The 17,981-nt window shown below is 63.2% G+C and carries 14 protein-coding genes and 1 tRNA gene; 7 read left to right on the forward strand and 8 right to left on the reverse strand.

Annotated features, from left to right (window positions below):
- The first annotated feature begins 79 nt into the window (after nucleotides 1-79).
- Genes ACWW1C_RS20555 through ACWW1C_RS20565 form a run of 3 tightly spaced genes read left to right on the forward strand, consistent with a single transcriptional unit; the run spans nucleotide 80 to nucleotide 3,839 of the window.
- Nucleotides 80-517, forward strand: coding sequence for a DUF6188 family protein (locus ACWW1C_RS20555; RefSeq protein ID WP_061000993.1), 438 nt, complete (start codon nucleotides 80-82; stop codon nucleotides 515-517).
- Complete coding sequence (locus tag ACWW1C_RS20560; RefSeq protein WP_204354752.1) at nucleotides 514-3,588, forward strand: MMPL/RND family transporter; 3,075 nt, start codon at nucleotides 514-516, stop codon at nucleotides 3,586-3,588. The genes ACWW1C_RS20555 and ACWW1C_RS20560 overlap by 4 nt, the downstream gene beginning before the upstream one ends.
- On the forward strand, nucleotides 3,585-3,839 hold the full coding sequence (locus tag ACWW1C_RS20565; RefSeq protein ID WP_071286865.1) for a hypothetical protein: 255 nt from the start codon (nucleotides 3,585-3,587) through the stop codon (nucleotides 3,837-3,839). Before ACWW1C_RS20560 ends, ACWW1C_RS20565 begins: the two co-directional genes overlap by 4 nt.
- 506 nt (nucleotides 3,840-4,345) lie before the next feature.
- Here the strand turns inward: ACWW1C_RS20565 and ACWW1C_RS20570 are convergent.
- From ACWW1C_RS20570 to ACWW1C_RS20580, 3 genes are read right to left on the reverse strand one after another with little or no spacing between them, the layout of a single operon-like run.
- Nucleotides 4,346-5,164: a hypothetical protein gene (locus ACWW1C_RS20570; RefSeq protein WP_061005090.1), complete on the reverse strand. Its 819-nt coding sequence runs from the start codon at nucleotides 5,162-5,164 to the stop codon at nucleotides 4,346-4,348.
- Nucleotides 5,161-7,533, reverse strand: a complete 2,373-nt coding sequence (locus ACWW1C_RS20575; protein ID WP_162563563.1) for a hypothetical protein — start codon at nucleotides 7,531-7,533, stop codon at nucleotides 5,161-5,163. The genes ACWW1C_RS20570 and ACWW1C_RS20575 overlap by 4 nt, the downstream gene beginning before the upstream one ends.
- A gap of 3 nt (nucleotides 7,534-7,536) precedes the next feature.
- On the reverse strand, nucleotides 7,537-7,773 hold the full coding sequence (locus ACWW1C_RS20580; RefSeq protein ID WP_162563562.1) for a hypothetical protein: 237 nt from the start codon (nucleotides 7,771-7,773) through the stop codon (nucleotides 7,537-7,539).
- Between the two features lie 94 nt (nucleotides 7,774-7,867).
- On the opposite strand from ACWW1C_RS20580, the gene ACWW1C_RS20585 reads away from it, so the two are divergent.
- Nucleotides 7,868-8,131: a hypothetical protein gene (locus ACWW1C_RS20585; protein WP_061005084.1), complete on the forward strand. Its 264-nt coding sequence runs from the start codon at nucleotides 7,868-7,870 to the stop codon at nucleotides 8,129-8,131.
- A 7-nt stretch (nucleotides 8,132-8,138) separates the two neighbouring features.
- Here ACWW1C_RS20585 and ACWW1C_RS20590 read toward each other — a convergent pair whose 3' ends face one another.
- On the reverse strand, nucleotides 8,139-8,441 hold the full coding sequence (locus ACWW1C_RS20590) for a hypothetical protein (protein ID WP_162563561.1): 303 nt from the start codon (nucleotides 8,439-8,441) through the stop codon (nucleotides 8,139-8,141).
- Nucleotides 8,442-8,452: 11 nt separating this feature from the next.
- Nucleotides 8,453-8,791: a hypothetical protein gene (locus ACWW1C_RS20595; protein ID WP_061005082.1), complete on the reverse strand. Its 339-nt coding sequence runs from the start codon at nucleotides 8,789-8,791 to the stop codon at nucleotides 8,453-8,455.
- A gap of 2,048 nt (nucleotides 8,792-10,839) precedes the next feature.
- Between ACWW1C_RS20595 and ACWW1C_RS20600 the strand changes: the two genes are divergently transcribed.
- From ACWW1C_RS20600 to ACWW1C_RS20610, 3 genes are all read left to right on the forward strand, one after another.
- Entirely contained in the window at nucleotides 10,840-11,514 is a 675-nt protein-coding gene (locus ACWW1C_RS20600) for a helix-turn-helix domain-containing protein (RefSeq protein WP_083420346.1), read from the forward strand.
- Nucleotides 11,515-11,691: 177 nt separating this feature from the next.
- The gene (locus tag ACWW1C_RS20605; protein ID WP_226522216.1) at nucleotides 11,692-11,832 is read left to right on the forward strand and encodes a helix-turn-helix domain-containing protein; all 141 of its coding nucleotides are present in this window, start codon (nucleotides 11,692-11,694) and stop codon (nucleotides 11,830-11,832) included.
- A complete protein-coding gene (locus ACWW1C_RS20610; RefSeq protein ID WP_083420344.1) occupies nucleotides 11,829-13,142 on the forward strand; it encodes a site-specific integrase in 1,314 nt (437 codons plus the stop codon). Before ACWW1C_RS20605 ends, ACWW1C_RS20610 begins: the two co-directional genes overlap by 4 nt.
- A gap of 441 nt (nucleotides 13,143-13,583) precedes the next feature.
- Here ACWW1C_RS20610 and ACWW1C_RS20615 read toward each other — a convergent pair.
- The 3 genes from ACWW1C_RS20615 to ACWW1C_RS20625 form a co-directional block, all read right to left on the reverse strand.
- Nucleotides 13,584-13,657, reverse strand: a tRNA-Met gene (locus tag ACWW1C_RS20615).
- Between the two features lie 154 nt (nucleotides 13,658-13,811).
- Nucleotides 13,812-16,802, reverse strand: a complete 2,991-nt coding sequence (locus tag ACWW1C_RS20620) for a UPF0182 family protein (protein ID WP_455980003.1) — start codon at nucleotides 16,800-16,802, stop codon at nucleotides 13,812-13,814.
- Between the two features lie 95 nt (nucleotides 16,803-16,897).
- Nucleotides 16,898-17,923: a YlbL family protein gene (locus ACWW1C_RS20625; protein ID WP_455980004.1), complete on the reverse strand. Its 1,026-nt coding sequence runs from the start codon at nucleotides 17,921-17,923 to the stop codon at nucleotides 16,898-16,900.
- Nucleotides 17,924-17,981: the final 58 nt, after the last annotated feature.

The following is a 17,981-nucleotide window of genomic DNA, read 5'->3' on the forward strand; positions in this document are numbered from 1 at the left end:
TGCCCCGAAACGCTACACGGTGTAGCGTTGCGATACTGCTTAGTATCGATTTGCTGGGGCGGAGACAGGGGACGCGATCATGCTCGATCAGTGGATTGAACGGTGCACCCTGCAGCGGGTATCGCTGCATGAAGGCCTGGTGCTCAGCTTCGAGGACTACAACGAGGTGGTCATCTCCCGGCCGCTGCGCCTGGGGTTGCCGCCGGTGGGTCCGTACCCGGCCGAGGTGGTGGTGCTGGACCCGCTGAACATCGCGCCGGCGCACCGCGCCCTTTTGGACCTGGCCGGGTCGATGTGCGTGCGAGCGCACAGCGACGACGATGGGGCCCTGCACCTGCAGTTCTCGGACGGTCACTCCATCGACGTGGAGCCCGACGCGCATGTGGCGGCGTGGGAACTGTACGGAAAGCGCCACGGATACATGGCCTGCATGCCCGGAGGCCAGGTGCGGATGGTCCGTCATGATCTGCCCGCCGCGGACAACGCCGACTACGACACGGCCCCGGCCAGCCCGTGAGCGATCCGCTGCACGGGGGACCGACCCTCACCGCCGCACCCGGGCCACCGCGCCGCCGGCGCGCACGCGCCCAGACCGCGCCGTCGAGTGAATACAGTCCCGCGCTGGCCCGCCTGGGGGCGTTCACCCTGCGCCACAAGGCGCTGGTGATCGGACTGTGGATCGGGACCGCGGTGGTGCTGGCGGTGCTTTTTCCGCAACTGGAAACCGTGGTGCGCCAACAGTCGGTGGACTTGGTGCCCCACGACGCGCCGTCGTTTCTGACCGTCGACCGGATGAGTGCAGCATTCGGCGAACAGGGGTCCAAGACCGTGCTGTTCGTCGCGTTCGAGGACCCCGCCGGCCTCACCCCGCCCACCCGCCAGAAATACGCGCAGCTGGTCTCGGCGCTGCGCGCCGACCCCGGCCATGTCCTGCTCGTGCAGGACCTGCTGGCCGACCCGGTCACCGCACCGCACGCCATCAGCGCCGACCGCCGCGCGTGGTACCTGCCGGTCGGCGTCGCCGGCACCCTGGGCGATCCGACCGCCGCCGAATCGGTCAGCGCCGTGCGCGCCATCGCTGACCGCGTCTTCGCCGCCAGCACCACCACCGTGCGCGTCACCGGGCCCGCCGCCACGTTCAGCGATCAGATCGCCAGCGCCGAACACGATCTGCTGTTCATCTCCCTGGCCACCGCCGGCCTCATCGCCCTGATCCTGCTGCTGGTCTACCGGTCAGCGTTCACCGCGCTCCTGCCCCTGCTGGTCATCGCGCTGAGTTTGGCGGTCGGACGGGGGGTGCTCTCCGCCCTCGGTGAATGCGGCCTACCGGTATCGGAATTCACCGTGGCGTTCATGACCGCGATCCTGCTGGGCGCCGGCACCGACTACACGGTGTTCCTGATCAGCCGCTATCACGAACAGCGCCGCGCCGACATCGCCCCGCCGCAGGCCGCGATCTACGCCACCGCCAGCATCGGACGGGTCATCCTGGCCTCCGCCGCCACCGTCGCGCTGGCCTTCCTGGCCATGACCTTCGCCAAACTCAGCGTGTTCGCCGCGCTCGGCCCCGCCTGCGCCGTGGCCGTGATGGTCGGATTCCTGGCCACCGTCACCCTGCTGCCACCGGTACTGGCGCTGGCCGCCCGCCGCGGCATCGGAGACCCCCGACCCGACCGCACCCGCCGCTACTGGAACCGCATCGCCGTCGCCGTCGTGCGTAAACCCGTCCCGCTGCTCACCGTCAGCCTGATCATCCTGCTGGCCCTGGCCGCGGCCGCCACCACCATCAAAATCAGCTACGACGACCGCAAAGGCCAACCCGCCGACACCGCAAGCAACCTGGGCTACCAGCTGCTCAACCGGCATTTCCCCACCGACATGGTCTTCACCCAATTCCTCGTCGTGGAAAACCCGACCGACATGCGCACCGGCAAAGGCCTCGCCGACCTCGACGAAATCGCCTCCCGCATCGCCCAACTACCCGGCGTGAGCAAAGTATCCGGCGTCACCCGCCCCGCCGGCACCCGACTCGAACAAGCCCAATTGTCCTGGCAGAACGGGCAGATCGGCGACAAGATGGCCACCGCAGCCGCCGACGGCAACGCCCGCAAAACCGACCTGGCCCAACTCACCGGCGGCGCCGACCAACTCGCCAACGGCCTCGCCCAACTCGACCGCACCCTACGCACCGCGCTGACACCCCTGAGCGCCCTGCTCAACCAAGCGCACACCGCCAACAGCCAAATGCAGCGATTCACCCCGCTGCTGCACCAACTGTCGGCCACCGCCCCCGACATCGACCACGCCATCCAAGCCGGACCCGGACTGCGCCCCGAGGCCGAACAAGCCCGCAACGCCATCGCCGCCGTCTCACCACTGCGCGACATCCTCGACACCGCACCCTGGTGCACCACCACACCGCAATGCACCGAACTGCGCGACCAGATGCGGGTCCTCGACGCCCTGCGCACCAACGGATTCTTCGACCACATCGCCGAGTTGGGCGACCACTACAACCCCACCACCAACGCCACCGTCACCGCCACCCTCACCGACGTCCAAACCTCCATCACCACCCTGCAACACGCCCTGGGCACCCTGGGTGACCCCGCCGACATGGCCACCAACATCGCCCGCCTGCAACACGGCATCAGCCAACTCGCCTCCGGCGCACAAGCACTGGCAACCGGCGTGCACGCCCTGGCCGACAGCAACATTCAAATGCTCACCGGGATGAGTCAGATCGCCGCACAACTACAAAACTCCGCCCGCGCCAGCGCCAACTCCGACACCGCCAGCGGCTTCTACCTACCCCCAACCGCCTTCGACAACCGCCAATTCGCCGACGTCGCCAAACAATTCATCGCCCCCGACGGCAAAACCGCCCGCTTCATCATCGAATCAACCTTCGACCCCTACAGCAGCGCCGCCATGGAACTGGCCCACCACATGGTCACCGTCGCCGAAGCCGCCCGACCCAACACCTCCCTGACCAACGCCACCATCTCCGTAGCCGGATTCCCCGCCGTCAACGCCGACATCCAGCACCTACTCCAAGCCGACTTCATCCAACTCGCCGTCGCCACCCTCGTCGTCGTCGGACTCATCCTGGTCCTGCTGCTGCGCGCCGCGCTGGCCCCGCTCTACCTCCTGGGCACCGTCGTGCTGAACTACCTGGCCTCCATCGGCCTCGGCGTCGTGGTGTTCCAATGGATACTCGGCTACCAAATCGCCTGGCCCGTACCACTATTGGCGTTCATCATCCTCGTCGCGGTCGGCGCCGACTACAACATGCTGCTGGTATCACGACTACGCGAAGAATCCGAACACAACATCCGCGTCGGAGTCCTACGCACCGTCGCCAAAACCGGCTCGGTCATCACCTCAGCCGGCCTCATCTTCGCTGCCAGCATGTTCGGACTGATGGCCGGCTCCATCGCCATCATGATCCAAGTCGGCCTCATCGTCGGCTGCGGACTACTGCTGGACACCTTCCTCGTGCGCACCCTCACCGTTCCGGCCATCGCCACCCTCCTGCGCGAAGCCAGCTGGTGGCCCCAAAAACAACCCACACGGCCCCGGCCATGAAAACGCTACTCCCACACCGGCATCAAGCCGCCACGACCCGAACCCAGCCCACCATCGACAGCGCCCCCGCCGACCAACCCACCCGCGCACCAACGAGCACCAACACCACCGCACCGGACAACACCAAGGGCCGCCGCCGCTGCCCGATCCACTGGCCCCGCCTCCTACACGGCAAGTACCCCTACTTCCACGGCGAGCACGAAAAACTATTCCGAGAAGCAGCCATGGAACGCGAAATGTACCGGCTCTAAACATCACAACCCCGAAGCGCCAACCGCCACCACACAACGCCAACACAACCCGCACGCGCCAGCGACCACAACCGCCGCAGACGAAAGCGGGAACACCCCCAACCACGACTGTTCCCGCCTACCTCAAACCCACCACCATCACCTCAGCGGGAACAGCAATACACGGCCGAATTCAACCCCAGATAACCAGCGCGTTGTGGGACGCGATCAGCGCAGTTCTGGACGCACTCGTGGTCGAAGAACGCGGGTAGGGCAGAGAGACGTCGCTAGCTCAACGGCGGTTTTCGGGGGCGCACACAGCGCGCTTCGGAAATGAAAAACCCGCCCCCTGCCGGGGAACGGGTGGTATTTGATCACTATACAACCGGCAGGAGCGTACGGACGGAATCCCTTGCCGACGGGGATGCGCTTCAGGCTTCGTCGATGGGGAGCTTGAGGTCGCCGGGGTTTCTGATGACGATGGTGGCGTCGATGCGTCCAGCCAGACGAACAATGTTTCGTTGGGATCACCACACTGGCCGAAAAGGATTGGTCTCGTCCCGGACTGGCGAATATGTACCCGTTCGCGCCCGAAACGCCGCAATACTCGCCGATCGAATGCGGCCCGCCTCGGCACCATGCGCATACCCGGGCGCCGCGTACGCACGCTCACGTTCACCCAACACCGCATCACGCTCACAGAGGGAGAACCTGGCCTGCTCCAGAGCGTCCATCCACCGAGCGATGGTGTAGGAGCCCGCCAGGGCAGCCGCATCAATGGTCGGCTCCTCAGCGGAAAGGCCCACCAGCAGGCATGATTCGTGCTCACACCGCGCCAGATCACGGTACGCATCGTGAACAGCACGCCAGGCCTTCATCACAGCAACCGTCACCAGCGCGACGCTGAGATTGACATTCGGCTCCACACCCGCGTCGTGCTGTGCCACGCATCGCGCAACGTCATGCAGGCACGACGCATGTGATGCGTGGATCAAATCCAGTTGTAACACAACGCCTTCAGAAAGTGACCCCTCAAGAATCCGGTCACGACTTGCCATGCAGATGTCGGAAAAGACGTCATCGAGTTCGGTCGCTGCGCGCAGATCGAACGTGCCGGCCCAGCGTTCACCGATGATCCAGCGCATGGTGTCCCGCCACCGGTCCGATGCTGCGCGAAACTCAGCGAAAATCTCCACCAACAAGTCGGCGTACCTTGCTCGTATGGGCGGCATCATGTCCACCTGCGCCGCCCACAACTCCGCGGCGCACAACACGGCCGCGATCGACCGCTGCTGCTCCCCGGCCGCCTGCACCAGCTCGAAACACCGCTGCTTAGCGTCACTCACAGCCGCATCTCCAAAACCCGCAGCATTGGGCTGATGAACTCGACAAAATCGCCCGGATAAGCCACTCCCGCCGCATAAATCATGTTCCCCAACGGCTCAGGCTGAAACTGAAATCCCCGCAGCACCTCCATCGTGCGAGCGATCAGCCACTGCTGCTCGTATACGTCCCGAGGTGTTGCGTCATCGCCGGGGTCTACATCTTTAGCACCCGGTCGATATACCGCTGCGGTCCAGTACTGATTGTTCGCCGTCGTGTTAAATTCTTGCCAAATCTCTTGGCTTACAGCTTCATTCGATAGCAGACGCTCCCACATGTCCCGCAACGAGACCGGGCACATCTGCTGGCCACCGAATACTCCCTGCATCATCTGGCCAGCCAAAACCTGTACCACCTCATCGAGGACTCCCTGATGATCAGCCGCACGGAGGCGCTGCACCCGAGCCGACAAGTCGGGATAGGTCGCTTCGAAGCGGTCTACATGCACCGCGTCGAGCACCGGGCCTGTCGGCGGTGACTGCGCATAGTCTTCGCGTTTGCATAGTGCATGCTCGATACCAGCTGGCTTAAACGGTTCGATGCGGTTCGTGGCTGCCGCTGCGACAAGCCGACCGCCCCCAAGCTGGGCTCGCAGAGCGGCGTATTCGACCAAAACCCGGGACGGGTCCGACCAGCCTGTCCACCGCTTCTCAAACCCCGTTTTCACGATGGGATCGCTCGCCAGGAGCCGGACACCGCGCGGCAGAAACACCCCCCACGGGATGTATCCGAACCCCTCGCTGGACATCACCACCGTCTCGGGTGTCGCCGAACTGTCAGCCCGGAACACTCCCACGGCCCATTCGACGACCGGGTAATGGACAAAGTCGCTGTCTCGCCGAAGCTTCGCCGCTAACGCCCGTGCCGTCCGCAGCTCCGCAGACTCAGTGCGTGCAGCGCCCGCAGCCGCCACCGGCGTCAACACACCGGCCGGAACCATCGTCGGCGTATTAGGTACCCCACCCCCAGCCGAACCCGCACCACCGGCACTACCTGACGAACTGCTACCACCGGACGCAGGAACCACCGGCGCCCCAATAGAACCCGCAGCCGCGGGAGCCCCCATCCCTGGCGGCGGAACCATCATCGCCGGACCAGGTGCCGCGGCACCTGTTGGCACACTGACTGGCGCGGGCGCGGATGCGACCGGTGCAACATGTGCGCCTGCAGCGCCAAGCCCCGACGACGGCGCGATACTGGACGCTCCAGCCGCGGGCACCTTTGCAGCACCACCCGCCGAACCGAGCGAGCTCACCCCAGTTGTTGTCGCTGGCGACAATGGCGCCAGCGGTGCCGCGCCGCCACCGACACTCGCAGCCAACGACTTCGCGATCGCAGCCCCCGGCGACTGCCCCATTTGCGCTGCCTGAGCCGCCTGTGCGGCCGCATTCGGCATCGATGCACCGTTGGCCAAACCGCCCAACCCAGCCCCCGGCTGGCCCAAACCAGATGTCAACGACGACAAGGGATTACCGCCGCCCAATAGTCCACCACCGGGCACGCCACTCGGCGCTCCACCCCCGGCAAAAGGGGGTGCACTGACCGATGGCCGCGGCGACACAGCTTGGATAACAGCCGGCATCTCAGCGTCGGAGTGAGTGCCTGCTGCTGTTGGTCCGCTTCCTGCGACTGCCGAATTCCCGCTGGTGTCGCCGTGCATTCCCGTGTGCGGCTGGATGGCTTCTTGCTTCGTACCCTTCGTCGTTGGGTCCGAGTGCGAACCGGCGGTTTCTGTGCTCGTATCTTCTTGTTGTGACCCTTCTGGTTTCGGATCTTTGTGGCTGCCAGAATTATCGAGTGCCTGAGCGCTGTTGTTTTCGTCTTTAGGGATGTCTCTACCGAGAATGGCCGTCAGCGGCTGACTGAGCTGCGCTACGGCCCGGCTGTGGGTGCTTTCGACCGCGGCCGCGAACATGCTGTGCGCAGCTACAGCCCGGGTATAGCCAGCCGCGATGATCGCTGCCCGGACAGCAGGCAGCACCGGACCCGCCGCCTCGATCTCCTGTTGTGTCTCGTGGTGTATCTGGTCCAGCTTCGAGTTGAGCGCACGCCCCAGCCCGACAACCTTTTTCTGGCCCTTGGCTAACTCGTGTTGCACCTCGACGCGCATATCGTGCTTCCGGGCGCGTATGTGGTGCGCGATCACCATTTCATCGATGGTCGCACCGGAGTTCGTCGATTCGAGTTCGGCGGCTGCCCTGCGGTAAGTCCTTGCTCGCTCCTCGTAATACGTTGCAGCGTAGGCGAATTCGTTACCTTGAGCCTCGATGGCATCGAGTCCGGTAGCCCGAAGTTCTGGATAGGCGCCACTACCCCCACCGACATCAGACATATGTCACGACACCCCGCAAGCCGTTCGTATTTTGTCCGCCGCTGCATTGACCCGGCCAGCGGCATCGTTTGACACTGCGGCACGCTGGCGTTGGCCATCTGCTGCAATCATGTCGACATTCGCGGCGATAAAGTCACGGACCTCATCTGCGACCGCAGGTGGAGTGACGGGCACCAAGTGTTGTCGCAGGTATTGGACCTGCGTCAGAATGCCCGCCTGCGCAGCGTTGAAAGCATCCACGATCGCTGGATCGCTCCACTCCCAGGCGCCCTGCGTCCTATCGAGAAATGGTTGCCGGGCGGCAACCATTGCGCTCGAAGCCGCCGCCCACGCGGTGCATGCTTCCGATTTCGCCGCCGCTACAGCGGCCGGGTCCGGGGCCTGCGCCGCCGACGAGGTAGCGGTCGACGACGTGACCGATGCCGGAGAAGTCGTCGGGGTGTGCCGGCCGAGCGCAAACCCGCCCGTCACCGCGCTGGCCACCGCAACGACAAGACCCGTCGCGGCCAACGCCCAGCTGCCACGCGAACGCGGCGCCGGGACGTTCCCCAGCTGGCCCGTGAGCGGCCCTGGCGCCCGAAAACTGGGCGGCGAGTAAGGCTTCGTCATTCGGTCCTCACCGCACTCAGGTCCCCTGCATTCTTCTCGTTGATGCCGTCGAGCACGGTGAATCCCGTTGCGCTGACAGCACTGACTGTCGTATCGCCCCCGAGTGCTTCACCGCCAATCGCCTCATGCACCAACCGTGACCAGGCATCAAACCCGAGGGCAGCAATGTCGAATACAGTCTTTGGCGCTGGCAAGGCGGGCGCACCGGCTGACAAAGGTGCCCGGCATGCCTCAGCGCCAGCGGCCGCCGTCACGCTCGGTGCCGTTGAGTCGATCCGTAGTAAGCGGGTATCGGCCATCATTGGCTCCTTCACCGGTTCTCGTGATGCTCGGTCTGAGCACGGGCAATATCGTCCGGAACCGATACCCCGAGGTGCTCGGCGGTGCGGATCACCTCATCCACGACGGCTACGGTCAGGGCGCGGTCGACCATCACAGACCGGGCCGAGGTCGCTGTCGTGGCTGTGACAACGTCAGTCCACATCGATTCCGGCTGAGGGGCCGACTGGTCGGCATCCGCTATAAGCTCCGTTTTTGCAAGTAGCTGCCGGACCGATTCGAATTCAAGAGCTGTGGATGTCCGGACAACTTCCGGCCACTGTTCGGCGGCTTCGATTCCCGCTCGGATTTCTTCTCCCCCGATAGACATATTTTTACGGTAGCCGGGGGCACCGACATCACGCCAGCAGTAGGCCCAGATTCAACCGGATTCCGCAGCGCTCGTTGATATTCGGAGCTGCGGATAGGTGAGATTGCGTGAATATGAGTGACTTGATGAGTGATTATGAGTGACTTTGGCGCTTATAAACCTGACGACTCAGTATTTGGCGACGACGTAGTCGACCTGGCGGTGCAACTCGTCGATCTCCCCGTGAAGCACCATCGGACTCCCGCGGCGTAATAAAACTCACCCACGCGATTCTGCCAACCGCCACCGATAGTCCCCCGCGCTAGCTCGGCCAACAGTGCGCGGCCCAGTCGGAGCGCTTACTAATCGGAGTGCGTGCCATGCTGTGAACGAAATTCTTGACAGCCCTTGGCGTGTTCCACCATTGAAGGTACCGCTCGGCGGTCCGGTACGCATCGGCCATGGCCATCCAGACTGCCGACACGGTGATAATTCATGTGCGATCTGACCGACGGTCTTGATACTTCAGAAACGAGTCCACGGCCTGCCTGGAGACTCCCAGCTGTCGACCAATCCACCCAAGGCTGCGGCCTCGGTCGACCAACCGCTGTGCTGCAACTCGCCTCCGCTCCCGCGCATCGGCGAGTTCATTAGTCAGGCGGTTCAGCTCCGCGTGAGCTGCCAAAAGCTCCAGCAGCTCGCCGTGTTCATCGTTCACCGGTCTAATCCTGCCCCAATTCCAATGACAAGCCTCGAATCATTCCAGACTGTCGCGAAACACGATGGGGGCTATGAGGTCGCTCGTTCCCCTCCGGACGCAGCGACTTTCACCGCGCGGCGCACAGTGTCATTGATGAGGCGTTCCAACACTGCCCACTCACAATGGGAGGACCATTCTTCAGCCAGCTCAATAGATCGCAGCCGTCCCCGATCATCTACCCACACGGTGACCTCATCCAATTCACTGGATGCACAGAACCATCTGCCCCGTGCGCACCGCTCAAGAGCAATGGTCGTCTCCCGAACCCGGTTCACCTGGTCAAGCACCGCTGCAATCGGTAGTTCGTGAGTCTTCATCGCTGTACTCCCGCTAGAAGTCGATCGTTTGCGCGTATGCCTCAACCTGACCAAAGGTCGGCGTAAATCGTGAATTGCACTGACCATCGAATGCCTCGGCAGTCGACTGCTGGCGTCGCAGATACGCCAACGTGTGCAGTCGCATTATCTGAGCGACCAACTCGACGGCCGAAACTTCCGCCGCGGCTGAACTCAACCTCACCCGCATCGGCGTGCCTTCAGGTCCGACCCAAACCCTGAGTCCACATTCCGCATCTGCAGATTCATAGACGTTCACACGACAACCCTCCATAGCGTCAAGACTGCCTTGACAGTATGGTCGCCCCCCATGCAATGTCAAGACTGTCTTGACGTTGTATGAGGCGACAGTCCGCGGATTCCGCATATTGCCTGTGTCATGTCAAGCCCCGCGTGGACCACTGGCCTCCTCGGAGGTTTTGTCGCCCGGGCCTTTATTACTGAACGAGTTCCATATTCGGCAGAATGCTGTTGCCTACCAGCAGCTTTCCGAATTCTTGGACTGTTCCAGCCCCCAGCAAGAGCCGTTCTCCATGGCACCTGCAGCAGGCATCAGAACATGACGACACCATCGCCAATAGAGGCGTCGAACGCGTAGCCCCAGATCAGATCGATCCAGTTCGGGGTGTAGGGAGCTGTTGGACGCAGGAGCTACCGCTCAAGAAGCCACCGAGCCCAGTCGGCCGCTCACCCGCTTAATTCAACATGTTTCTTCACCCGGTGATGAAACATGTTGGACCTCATCGACTTCCAATTTCGCGTGAATGTGGTCGAGTTGATGGACTGGACGCAGAACACCGACCTACGTTCAGCGCCATGAGAGACACCACGCAACGCGTCAGACAGCTCGCGACCCGGCGGTACGCGGTGGTGCTACAGGCGATGCCAGAGACCCCACAGAACTCAGGGAGCCGAACTATGGAGCGGCCGATTGACGTCCCCAACGTCGCAACACGATCAGCCGGTGCATACGCATGAGTTGGAAAGCAGTGGACTGGGCAACTGACCTGAAGATCTCCAAATCGACCACTAAGTTCATCCTTATCCTGCTCGCGAACAAGGCAGATGAAAACTTCTCCTGCTATCCCTCCATCCAGACGCTCATGGAGGAATCCGGAGCTGGACGAAGCACGGTATTCCGGGCAATCGACGAGCTCGAAGCCTGGGGATACGTTACGCGCCAACCACGATTCCACGATTCCGGTGCACAAAGATCGACTCGCTACTACCTGAATCACCCGCCCGCACCTCATCTCGACCCCGGTCGCAATCCGACACTCCCCCGTCCCGATTTGGCACTCCCCTCGTCTCACAGTGACACCCCCCGGGTCCTAAAGGGACACCCTCCGGGGGTGTCAAATCGAGACTCCTCGAACCCCTCATCAGAACCCTCAACCGAACCACCCACCGTCACAGGAATTTTGGACTTGCTGTCGCCAACGTGGAGACTTCACCGCCCGGCAGGACCAGAACTGACATCCGGCTTGCAAGCGGCTCTCGCGCGGGGCTGGACTCAAGAAAGCCTGACGGCGCACCTCGCCTGCAACCCGCGTGGAGTACGACACCCTGAAAAAGTCCTGCTACATCGCCTGGCTCAACTACCAAGCCCACCATTTCCGCACCTCAGATCCAAGCCGTGGTGCGGGTAGTGCGAAGACCCAACCGCCCGCACCGTCACCATCACCCACCCAGACGGAACAGAGGCCGCCGCCTTCTGCCCACAATGCAGCCCACAGGCTCAACGCCAGTCCCACCTACTGTTCAACGAATCGAGGTGAATCAAATTGGAAAACAACGTATTTAAAGACCTCCCGCTACTCCTCACAGTGCCCGATGCAGCGGCACTGCTTGGGATCGGCCGAGGCGCCGCATACAGGCTCGTGAACTTGGGCGAGCTGCCAGTCCGCCGTCTCGGCGGCCGAATCTACGTCGTCACGGCAGGCATTCGCGACCTGATGGCGTCATGAAAGGGTCCGTCTATCAGCGCGGGAAAACCTGGACCTACCGGTTTCGCGGTCCCCAAAAGGACCCCGCCACAGGGGAATACCCCACCATTTCGAAAGGCGGGTTCGATACCGAGAAGGAGGCATGGAAGGCTTGCCGCGAAGCCATGCGGCAAGCGGACACAGGGCGAGTCGTCAAGCCATCCGCACGGACGGTGTCGCAATTCCTCGACGAGTGGTTTAGCGCTGTCGAGGCAACGTTCGACGGCACCACATGGCAAAACTGGAAAGACTATGCCCGCGTGTATGTCATCCCACGCATCGGCGAGGAGAAGCTACAACGCCTCGATGAACCGCAGCTGCTGAAGTTGTACGCCGCACTTCGCACCGACGGGCGAATCAAGCTGGATCACAACAGCGAGATGTTCGCGTACTGGACGGCGAGTGTTGCGCGAGGTTGCGCCGCCACACCCCGCCAAATTTCGGAAGCATGTGGAACCACAATCCATGCCGCCCGCAAGGCAGTACGGCGGTACCAGTCTGGGATCACGCCGATACCGCAGCCAACAGGATTGGCGCCGAAGACAGTTCGCAATATTCACGCGATGATTCACCGTGCACTCAGCGATGCTGTCGCCTGGAAATATATGGCGTACAACCCTGCGAGCAACATCAAGCCCCCTAAGAAACCGCGAGCCCTACGAACCGTATGGAATCCCGATCAGATCCGGATGTTCCTCCGTTCCATCCGTCATGACAGATTCTCCGCGCTGTTTCTCCTCGAGCTGACCACCGGTGTCCGCCGCGGCCAAATCTGCGGTCTCCGATGGTCCGAGGTCGACCTGGTCGCGGGGGAAATCACCGTCCATAACAACCGCGTCGTCATCGACGGCCATGCAAAAGACAAAGCCGGCGGCAAAACGCGCAACGCCGACAAGACCATCTCACTGGACCGCGCCACCCTCTCCGCACTCCAAAGTTGGCGCGAACATCAAGACAAAGAGCGCGAGTTCTATGGGGCCGATTATCACCCGGGCGGCTACGTGTTCACATTCGAAGACGGCCGACCTCCACACCCTGACACCATCAGGCAAAGGTTCGATCGTCTGGCTGCAGCCGCAGGCCTGTCACGGATCACTTTCCACGACCTCAGGCATTCCTACGCAACGGGGGCCCTGAAAGCCGGCGTCAATCCCAAAGTCATCAGCGAACGAATCGGCCACGCCGACGTCGGATTCTTCCTCCAGACCTATGCCCACGTGATCAAAAACGACGACCGCGAAGCGGCAGAACAGGCGGCAGCATTCCTCATCGGCGACGATTGGCCGGTATGACAGGCCATTGGCCGAAATGACAGAGCGGCAGGGCGCAACAGAATCGATGGCAGCACCGCGTGACTGACTGACCACGCGACCGCAGTAGAGCCGCCATCGAGGTCCACACTGCGCACATGCGCGCCGAACTCCGGAGCATCGTATGGTGCCGTCGCCTACCGCTTCGTACGGGTCGACGTTGCGCTCGACGAGCAGGTCGATCATGTAGTCGAACGCGGTCGATAGCTCGACCTCGTTCTCGCGGTCGTATACCTCCCAGCAGCGAAGTTTCGGAGCGAACAGGTTCGAGTCGACTACGGCCATCAATTCGTCGACAGGGCTAGACCGCAGGATCTGCGCTGAGCCGCCGATCAATTATTAGCAATGCTAACGTTCACAAATCCGTTCACAACCGAATAGAAAACGGCTCCCGGAGAGTCGTCCGGGGGCCGTTTTCGCTAGTAGCGGGGACAGGATTCGAACCTGCGACCTCTGGGTTATGAGCCCAGCGAGCTACCGAGCTGCTCCACCCCGCGTTGGTGAATACAACGTTACCCAACGCTGCCGAATGAACCAAATCGTATGGTCAGACAGGGTTTTTGGAACCGGATGCCGAACTCCACCGGACACAGAACTGCCCAACCCCCGGAGGAATTGGGCAGTTTTGTGATTGTTGACACCGCGACTGGACTACTTGACCTCGCGGTACTTGGCCATGGCGTCGTCCAGCTTCTGCAACGCGGCGCCGTACTGGCCGAAATTGCCGCTCTGCTGGGCCGCACGCAGGCCGTCGAGGGCTGCATTGACATCTTGTAGCGCAGCGGCTTTCGCGGGCGACAGGGTCAGCGGGACACCCGGGGACGCCACGGCTGCGGGCGCCGGAGGCTGCGGTCCCGCGGCTGGCGGCTGGACTGCCCCCGGAACGGCCGCAGGAGGCGGCGTCCCGGCCGGCACGTCGGTCGGGGCCGGACCTGTCGCGGTGGCACCCGCACCCGGCCCGAAGATGCCGTTGAGAGCATCACGGACCGTCGGGCCGTAGCCGACCTTGTCGTTGTACATCATCGCCACGCGAATCAATCGTGGGTAGGACGAGGCCGCGTCACTGGCGCCCGGCGAAGCGTAAACCGGTGCGACATAGAGCAACCCACCCTGGCCGACGGGCAGCGTCAAGAGGTTACCCCACCGGATCCGGTTCTGATTGTCCCGGCCGATGACGCCGAGGTCCTGGCTTACCGCGGTGTCCGTGCTGATCGCATTGAATGCCAGCTTGGGGCCGTTCACCTGACCCGGGATGGTCAACACGGTGATCTTGCCGTAGGTGGCCGGATCGGAGCTGGCGCTGATGTACGCCGCCAGGAAGTCCCGGCGGAACCGGTTCATCGCCGTGGTCAGCTGGAACGACGACGAATCACCACCCGTGGCAAGGTCTTTCGCGACGATGTAGTACGGCGGCTGGAAGCTGCTGGCCGTCGGGTTCGGGTCCAGCGGCACATCCCAGAAATCTGACGTCGAGAAGAACGTCACCGGATCGTTGACGTGATACTTGGCCAGCAGCATGCGCTGGACCTTGAACAGGTCCTCCGGGTAGCGCAGGTGCTCGGAGAGTTCCTTGGAGATCGCGGACTTCGGCTTCACCGTGTCCGGGAACACCTTCATCCACGCTTGCAGCACCGGGTCGTGCTCGTCCTGCTCGTACAGGGTGACGGTGCCGTCGTAGGCGTCGACCGTGGCCTTCACCGAGTTCCGGATGTAGGACACCTGCTTGTCCGGCAACATCCGGTTGACCGCAACCTCATTCGAATCCGCGGTCGCGCTCGACAGCGACGTCAGCTCCGAATACGGGTAGTTGTCCAGAGTCGTGTAGCCGTCGACGATCCACACCATGCGCTTGTTGACGATCGCCGGGTAGACCGTCGAATCGGTGGTCAGCCACGGCGCCACCGCTTCGACCCGGTGGGCCGGGTCGCGGTTGAACAGAATCTTGCTGTTCGGCCCGATCACGCTGGAGAACAAGAAGTTTCGCTCGGCGAACTTCGCGGCGAAGACCGAGCGGGACAGCCAGTTGCCGATGTCCACACCGCCGGTACCACCGTAGGTGTAGTTCTTGGTCTCGGTGTTGGTCTCGTAGTCGTACTCGCGGTCGGCGCCGTTCTTGCCGACGATCGCGTAATCCGATGGCGCGCTGGCGATCACCGGGCCGAAGTACACGCGCGGCTGATCCAGGGGCGCCGGGCCGGGCGACACCGCCGCACCGTTGGCGCCGACCACGCTGGCCAGGAACTCCGGGTAGCCGCCGTTCTGGTTGGGATCGTTGGCGATGCCACGCACCGTGTTGGCGGGCGACGCGATGAAGCCGTTGCCGTGGGTGTAGACCGAGTGCTTGTTGATCCAGTCGCGCTGGTTGTCGATCAGCCGGTCGGGATTCAATTCCCGTGCCGCCACAACGAAGTCACGCAGCTTGCCGTCAGGACCGTTGTAGCGGTCGATGGACAGCTGGTCGGGGAAGCTGTAGAAGTTCTTGCCCTGCTGGAACTGGGTGAAGGCCGGTCCGACAATGGTCGGGTCGAGCAGGCGGATGTTCGACGTCGTGTTCCGGTCGGCCGCGACCTGCTCGGCAGTAGCCGGCGCGTTGCCGCTGTAGTCGCGGTAGGTCACCGCGTCACCGGTCAACCCGTACGCGTCTCGCGTCGCCGTGATACTCCGACTGATGTAGTCGCGTTCCTTCTGCGCGGCATTGGGTTTGACGCTGAACTGCTCGACCAGCATGGGCCAGCCGGCGCCCACGATCACCGAGCTCAGCAGCAACAGGACCAGGCCGATCGCCGGAATTCGCAAGTCCCGCAACACCAGCGCCGAGAACACGGCCACCGCGCAGATCACCGCGATCGCGAGCAGGATCAGTTTCGCCGGCAGCACCGCGTTGATGTCCGTGTAGCCCGCACCGGTGAACGGTTTACCGGCACGGGTGTGGCTGAGCAGCTCGTAGCGGTCGTACCAGTAGGCAACAGCCTTGAGCAGCACCAGGATTCCCACCAGCGCCACCAGCTGCATGCGCGCCGCACGGCTGAGTGCGCCCTGGCGGCCCGACAAGCGGATTCCCCCGAACACGTAGTGACCCAACAGGTTCCCGACCAGCATCAGAAAGACCCCGACGAACAGATAGCCGAGGACCAGCCGGTAGAACGGCAGGTCGAATGCGTAGAAGCCCAAATCCTTGCCGAATTCAGGGTCGTTGATGCCGAACGAGCCCCCGTGCAGGAACAGCTGCACCCGCACCCAGTAGGTCTGCGCCACGAATCCGGCGAGCAGCCCGATGAACGCCGGGACACCGATGGCGAACAGCCGTAGCCGCGACAGCACGGTGGCGCGGTAACGGGCCACCGGGTCGTTGGGTCCGGACGCCGGCACGAACACCGGCCGCGACCGGTACGCCAGTGCCATTCCACCGAACGCCACGGCACCGATGAACACACCGGCCACCAGGAAGACGACCAGGCGCGTCACCAGGACGGTGCTGAACACCGAACGGAAGCCGATCTCACCGAACCAGAGCCAGTCCACGTAGGCGTCGACCAGTCGCGGGCCGACCATCAACAAACCGACGATCAGCAACGCGATCCCGACCAGGATTCGGCTTCGTCGCGTCAGCTTCGGCATCCTCGCCGCAGGCCGCATCCCCACTCGTCAGCTCCAGTCTCTTGAAAGTCCGTTGAAAATCCGAAAAGGCCAGCTTGTGCTTGTGCTACGACTCTACGCATCCAGGCGTGATCGCACGCTCAACAGCGGGGAGGTTCGCCACCAGCGGACACGGCGTGCAGCGCGTCGACCGCGCCGGTGAGGTTCTCGACCTTGATCAGCCCGAGTCCGTCAAGGTGGGCCGACACCGCTTCGGCGCAGTTCTCGGCGGGCACCATGAACACCGTCGCACCCGCCTCACGCGCAGCCAGCATCTTGTGCGTGATGCCGCCGATCGGGCCCACCTTGCCGTCGTCGGCGATGGTTCCGGTACCCGCAACGAACTTGCCGCCGTTGAGATTTCCGTCGGTCAGCTTGTCCACCACGGCCAGGCTGAACATCAGACCGGCCGAGGGACCGCCGATGTTCGCCAGGTTGAAGTCGATGGCGAACGGCGCCCACGGCGCGTTGAGAACAGTGGTACCGAGGTAGCCGTAGTCACGATCCTTGTTCGAGCCCAAAGTGATGGTCGTGACGCCGATCCCGGCGTTCTTGCGCCGGTAGTCGAGCACGACATGGTCACCCGGCTTGGTTTTCTTCAGCAGTGACGTGAACTCTTCGACGTTGGCCACGGGAACGCCGTTGACCATGTCGATGGCATCGCCGGGGCGCAGCTGACCGGCCGAGGGCCCGGGATCGGCGACGGCCTGGACCGTCACGGCCTTCGGGTACTTCAGGTAGCTCAGCGCCGCGTACTCGGCGTCTTCCTCGGAGTTCTTGAAGTCGGCGTTGTTGGCCTTGTCCACCTGGTCCTTGGACTTGTCCGGTGGGTACACCAGATCGCGCGGCACCAACTGTTCGCGGCCCGACATCCACAGCGCCAGCGCCTGCCCCAGCGTCAGCCCGTCGCTCTGCGACACCGTCGTCATGTTGAGGTGCCCCGACGTCGGGTGCACCTTGATGTCGCCCTTGATGTCGACGACCTTCTTGCCGTCGACCTCACCGAGCGTGTCGAACGTCGGGCCGGGACCCAGCGAGACGAACGGCACGGTCACCACTGACACCAGCACGACGAACACGATGATCGGCACCAGAGCGACCACGAGCGTAGAAATCCGCCTGTTCACGCCGCCAACAGTAAGGCTCGTGGCTCGGTTCGCTGACAGCATGACCCGCGAAGGCACC

The organism is Mycobacterium sp. HM-7, assembly GCF_053852335.1.

Excerpts from the sequence above, each read along its gene's own strand:
- ACWW1C_RS20555 (WP_061000993.1), top strand. The coding sequence starts at position 80 with ATGCTCGATCAGTGGATTGAACGGTGCACCCTGCAGCGGGTATCGCTG.
- ACWW1C_RS20590 (WP_162563561.1), bottom strand. The coding sequence starts at position 8,441 with ATGGCCGATACCCGCTTACTACGGATCGACTCAACGGCACCGAGCGTG.
- ACWW1C_RS20595 (WP_061005082.1), bottom strand. The coding sequence starts at position 8,791 with ATGTCTATCGGGGGAGAAGAAATCCGAGCGGGAATCGAAGCCGCCGAA.
- ACWW1C_RS20610 (WP_083420344.1), top strand. The coding sequence starts at position 11,829 with ATGAAAGGGTCCGTCTATCAGCGCGGGAAAACCTGGACCTACCGGTTT.
- ACWW1C_RS20600 (WP_083420346.1), top strand. The coding sequence starts at position 10,840 with ATGAGTTGGAAAGCAGTGGACTGGGCAACTGACCTGAAGATCTCCAAA.
- ACWW1C_RS20565 (WP_071286865.1), top strand. The coding sequence starts at position 3,585 with ATGAAAACGCTACTCCCACACCGGCATCAAGCCGCCACGACCCGAACC.
- ACWW1C_RS20575 (WP_162563563.1), bottom strand. The coding sequence starts at position 7,533 with ATGTCTGATGTCGGTGGGGGTAGTGGCGCCTATCCAGAACTTCGGGCT.